This window comes from Azospirillum sp. RU38E, from assembly GCF_900188385.1.
Classification (GTDB): domain Bacteria; phylum Pseudomonadota; class Alphaproteobacteria; order Azospirillales; family Azospirillaceae; genus Niveispirillum.
Window position 1 is genome coordinate 1 of record NZ_FZOI01000046.1, and the last position, 5580, is coordinate 5580.

Consider the following 5580-nt stretch of genomic DNA (forward strand, 5'->3'; position numbering starts at 1 on the left):
GGAGGTGTTTAGAAAGCGCTCCACCAACGACGGCGGCGCCGCTGCCGACGATGGATTTGCAGTCTCTGGCGGATGCGCTGGTTGACTGCGCGGCATGAACCTCCTGCTTTTGTGGGTGCCGGTGTCGACTGGGTTTCCGGTCGGGATGAAGGGTTTTCGGCTTTTGGCCGGGTTCTTGGACAAGTAAATCGATTGAGAGAAGGGATGCGCAGGCGGCGTGTCCGGGGAATGAGCGGAAGTCAGGCTCGTTTTTCGGGTGTCGTTGAATGTGCATCTTGCAAGCAAGCATGCTCTGAACGCTGTCCATTGGTGACAGTGGATGGCCGGATGAATGCTTAGGTAAGGTGTTGTTTAGTACGATACCCGTCTTTGAGATTGGTTGGTCATTTTGGTGGCTAGCTGGTCGCATAAAACCTGAGAGTTTGATCCTGGCTCAGAACGAACGCTGGCGGCAGGCCTAACACATGCAAGTCGAACGCACCGCAAGGTGAGTGGCGCACGGGTGAGTAACACGTGGGAATGTATCCTTTGGTTCGGAATAACGTTTGGAAACGAACGCTAATACCGGATGAGCCCTACGGGGGAAAGATTTATCGCCAAAGGAGCAGCCCGCGTCTGATTAGGTAGTTGGTGGGGTAATGGCCTACCAAGCCGACGATCAGTAGCTGGTCTGAGAGGATGATCAGCCACACTGGGACTGAGACACGGCCCAGACTCCTACGGGAGGCAGCAGTGGGGAATATTGGACAATGGGCGCAAGCCTGATCCAGCCATGCCGCGTGAGTGATGAAGGCCTTCGGGTTGTAAAGCTCTTTCGCACACGACGATGATGACGGTAGTGTGAGAAGAAGCCCCGGCTAACTTCGTGCCAGCAGCCGCGGTAATACGAAGGGGGCTAGCGTTGTTCGGAATTACTGGGCGTAAAGGGCGCGTAGGCGGTTTTTCAAGTCAGGCGTGAAAGCCCCGGGCTTAACCTGGGAACTGCGCTTGAGACTGTAAGACTAGAGTACCGGAGAGGTGGGTGGAATTCCCAGTGTAGAGGTGAAATTCGTAGATATTGGGAAGAACACCGGTGGCGAAGGCGGCCCACTGGACGGTAACTGACGCTGAGGCGCGAAAGCGTGGGGAGCAAACAGGATTAGATACCCTGGTAGTCCACGCCGTAAACGATGTCGGCTAGACGTTGGGGCTCTTAGAGCTTCAGTGTCGCAGCTAACGCATTAAGCCGACCGCCTGGGGAGTACGGCCGCAAGGTTGAAACTCAAAGGAATTGACGGGGGCCCGCACAAGCGGTGGAGCATGTGGTTTAATTCGAAGCAACGCGCAGAACCTTACCAACCCTTGACATGCCTTGACCGATGCAGAGATGCATCTTTCCTTTCGGGGACAGGGACACAGGTGCTGCATGGCTGTCGTCAGCTCGTGTCGTGAGATGTTGGGTTAAGTCCCGCAACGAGCGCAACCCCCACTGTTAGTTGCCAGCATTTAGTTGGGCACTCTAGCAGAACTGCCGGTGACAAGCCGGAGGAAGGCGGGGATGACGTCAAGTCCTCATGGCCCTTACGGGTTGGGCTACACACGTGCTACAATGGTGGTGACAGTGGGCAGCGACCACGCGAGTGGAAGCGAATCTCCAAAAGCCATCTCAGTTCGGATTGCACTCTGCAACTCGGGTGCATGAAGTTGGAATCGCTAGTAATCGCGGATCAGCACGCCGCGGTGAATACGTTCCCGGGCCTTGTACACACCGCCCGTCACACCATGGGAGTTGGCTTTACCTGAAGCCGGTGCGCTAACCGCAAGGAGGCAGCCGACCACGGTACGGTCAGCGACTGGGGTGAAGTCGTAACAAGGTAGCCGTAGGGGAACCTGCGGCTGGATCACCTCCTTTCTAAGGAAGAGCCTTTCGTTTCGCCGACCTGTTGGGTTTTCCAACATGGCTTTGGCCAACGGATACGCCGTCTCCGCATCCCTTCTCATGGATCGACAGTGAAGCCTGGTCGTTGACTGGGCTATCATTGTTGGGGTCACCAGCCTGATTGGGGGCGTAGCTCAGTTGGGAGAGCGCGTGCTTTGCAAGCATGAGGTCGTCGGTTCGATCCCGTCCGCCTCCACCAAGTTCCGTCACGTGATGTTGAGCTTGGAGGCAGTGATAATCCATGAGTAGGCAATCAGATCGGTTGCGGTTTAGGCCGTGACTGTAGGCAGCAAGGGCTGCCGGTTCTTGGACATCGTGAAAATGGTTTTGTGAAGTGTGACCAAGGGTCCGCTTTACAGGGATGAGGCTCTCTGCCGAGGGGGTTTTGTCTGCGGTTTAGGCCGCACCTGAGAAGCGGAAATGATGCTGAGTGTTTTGCGTTTCTGTGCGGGCTTGTCCCTGCGCGTGAGCGTAAAGAGAGATCAAGCGTCTTAAGGGCATCTGGTGGATGCCTTGGCACTGAGAGGCGATGAAGGACGTGGCACGCTGCGAAAAGTCATGGGGAGCTGCGAGCAAGCTTTGATCCGTGAATATCCGAATGGGGAAACCCACCTAGCAATAGGTATCCCAAGCTGAATACATAGGTTTGGGAAGCGAACCCGGGGAACTGAAACATCTAAGTACCCGGAGGAAAGGACATCAACCGAGACTCCGCTAGTAGTGGCGAGCGAACGCGGACCAGGCCAGTGGTCAATTCTACATAACTGGAACCGTCTGGAAAGTCGGGCCAAAGCGGGTGATAGCCCCGTACAGGTAAATCGGAATTGATCCTCGAGTAGGGCGGGACACGTGAAATCCTGTCTGAACATGGGGGGACCACCCTCCAAGCCTAAGTACTCCTCAGTGACCGATAGTGAACCAGTACCGTGAGGGAAAGGTGAAAAGCACCCCGACGAGGGGAGTGAAAGAGCACCTGAAACCGGATGCCTACAAACAGTCGGAGCCTCCTTGCGGGGTGACGGCGTACCTTTTGTATAATGGGTCAGCGACTTACAGTCGGCAGCAAGCTTAAGGCGATAGCTGGAGGCGTAGCGAAAGCGAGTCTGAATAGGGCGCTTTTAGTTGCCGGTTGTAGACCCGAAACCTGATGATCTAGCCATGGCCAGGTTGAAGGTGCAGTAACATGCACTGGAGGACCGAACCCACGCCTGTTGAAAAAGTCGGGGATGAGCTGTGGCTAGGGGTGAAAGGCCAATCAAATCAGGAAATAGCTGGTTCTCCGCGAAAGCTATTTAGGTAGCGCGTCGGATGTTTACCGCCGGGGGTAGAGCACTGGATGGGCTAGGGGGGCGCGAGCCTTACCAAACCTAACCAAACTCCGAATACCGGTGAGTATAGTCCGGCAGGCAGACGGTCGGTGCTAAGGTCGATCGTCAAGAGGGAAAGAGCCCAGACCGCCAGCTAAGGTCCCCAAGTGGTGGCTAAGTGGGAAAGGATGTGGGAAGGCCATGACAACCAGGAGGTTGGCTTAGAAGCAGCCATCCTTTAAAGAAAGCGTAATAGCTCACTGGTCTAGATAAGCCGGCCTGCGCCGAAAATGTAACGGGGCTTAAGCCACCCACCGAAGCTGCGGGTTCAATCGCAAGATTGAGCGGTAGCGGAGCGTTCCGTAAGCCGTCGAAGGTGTGTCGTGAGGCATGCTGGAGGTATCGGAAGTGCGAATGCTGACATGAGTAGCGACAAAGAGTGTGAGAAACACTCTCGCCGAAAGTCCAAGGGTTCCTGCGCAAGGTTAATCCACGCAGGGTGAGCCGGCCCCTAAGGCGAGGCCGAAAGGCGTAGTCGATGGGAACCACGTTAATATTCGTGGGCCTGCGGGTGAGTGACGGATCTGAAAACCAGTATGCTCTTATCGGATTGAGTGTGCTGCGGACAGGTTCCAGGAAATAGCCCCCGCATATAGACCGTACCCGAAACCGACACAGGTGGACAGGTAGAGTATACCCAGGCGCTTGAGAGAACGGTGTTGAAGGAACTCGGCAAATTACTTGCGTAACTTCGGGATAAGCAAGCCCCGTTGGCAGGCAACTGTTGGCGGGGGGCACAAACCAGGGGGTAGCGACTGTTTACCAAAAACACAGGGCTCTGCGAAGCCACACAAGGCGACGTATAGGGTCTGACGCCTGCCCGGTGCCGGAAGGTTAAAAGGAGGTGTGCAAGCACTGAATTGAAGCCCCGGTAAACGGCGGCCGTAACTATAACGGTCCTAAGGTAGCGAAATTCCTTGTCGGGTAAGTTCCGACCTGCACGAATGGCGTAACGACTTCCCCACTGTCTCCAACACCGACTCAGCGAAATTGAATTCCCCGTGAAGATGCGGGGTTCCCGCGGTCAGACGGAAAGACCCTATGAACCTTTACTGCAACTTTGCAGTGGCGTTAGGAATGGCATGTGTAGGATAGGTGGGAGGCTTTGAAGCATGGGCGCCAGCTTGTGTGGAGCCGTCCTTGAAATACCACCCTTGCAATTCTTGACGTCTAACCGAGCCCCGTCTATCCGGGGCCGGGACCCTGCATGGTGGGCAGTTTGACTGGGGCGGTCGCCTCCCAAATGGTAACGGAGGCGCGCGAAGGTTGGCTCAGGGCGGTCGGAAATCGCCCGTTGAGTGCAATGGCATAAGCCAGCCTGACTGCGAGACTGACAAGTCGAGCAGAGACGAAAGTCGGCCATAGTGATCCGGTGGTCCCGTGTGGAAGGGCCATCGCTCAACGGATAAAAGGTACTCTAGGGATAACAGGCTGATCTCCCCCAAGAGTCCATATCGACGGGGAGGTTTGGCACCTCGATGTCGGCTCATCACATCCTGGGGCTGGAGCAGGTCCCAAGGGTTCGGCTGTTCGCCGATTAAAGTGGTACGTGAGCTGGGTTCAGAACGTCGTGAGACAGTTCGGTCCCTATCTGCCGTGGGTGTTGGAATGTTGCGAGGATTTGTCCCTAGTACGAGAGGACCGGGATGAACATACCTCTGGTGCACCGGTTGTCACGCCAGTGGCACAGCCGGGTAGCTATGTATGGAAGGGATAACCGCTGAAAGCATCTAAGCGGGAAACCCACCTCTAAACAAGCATTCCCTGAAGAGCCGTGGTAGACCACCACGTCGATAGGAGGCATGTGGAAGCACAGCAATGTGTGAAGCTTAGCCTTACTAATCGCTCGTCCGGCTTGATCCCTCACCGCTCATGCGCAGCGGCAAACCCGCACACACCGCAATCACAAGCATCAACCCTCATACTTCACAAAACCAATCCCTGTTACGCGCCGACCTGGTGGTCATAGCGAGGGCCCCCCACCCGATCCCATCCCGAACTCGGCCGTGAAACCCCTCTGCGCCAATGGTACTTTGTCTTAAGGCACGGGAGAGTAGGTCACCGCCAGGTCCGCTCGTAACAGGTAACAACACTTCACGAAATCCAAAAACACCAACGCCGCCTCTCAAAGGCGGCGTTACCGTTTGGGGGTAACCAACCCCCTCTGACGCGGGGTGGAGCAGCCCGGTAGCTCGTCAGGCTCATAACCTGAAGGTCACAGGTTCAAATCCTGTCCCCGCATCCAAAAGAAAACCCCAGCAATCCGAAACGGTTGCTGGGGTTTTTGCTGTCCGC

2 tRNA genes and 3 rRNA genes are annotated in these 5580 nt (G+C 55.9%); all 5 read left to right on the plus strand.

Going from position 1 to position 5580, the window contains the following annotated elements:
- The first annotated feature begins 410 nt into the window (after positions 1-410).
- The 5 genes from CHB97_RS25430 (at position 411) to CHB97_RS25450 (ending at position 5530) form a co-directional block, all read left to right on the plus strand.
- Positions 411-1891 (plus strand): 16S ribosomal RNA (locus CHB97_RS25430).
- Between the two features lie 150 nt (positions 1892-2041).
- A tRNA-Ala gene (locus tag CHB97_RS25435) sits at positions 2042-2117 on the plus strand.
- A 281-nt stretch (positions 2118-2398) separates the two neighbouring features.
- Positions 2399-5148: ribosomal RNA gene (locus tag CHB97_RS25440) — 23S ribosomal RNA — on the plus strand.
- A gap of 92 nt (positions 5149-5240) precedes the next feature.
- A 5S ribosomal RNA gene (gene rrf, locus CHB97_RS25445) occupies positions 5241-5355 on the plus strand.
- The 16S, 23S and 5S rRNA genes sit together here with 2 tRNA genes alongside, the layout of an rRNA operon.
- A 98-nt stretch (positions 5356-5453) precedes the next feature.
- Positions 5454-5530 (plus strand) — tRNA-Met (locus CHB97_RS25450).
- Positions 5531-5580 lie beyond the last annotated feature (50 nt).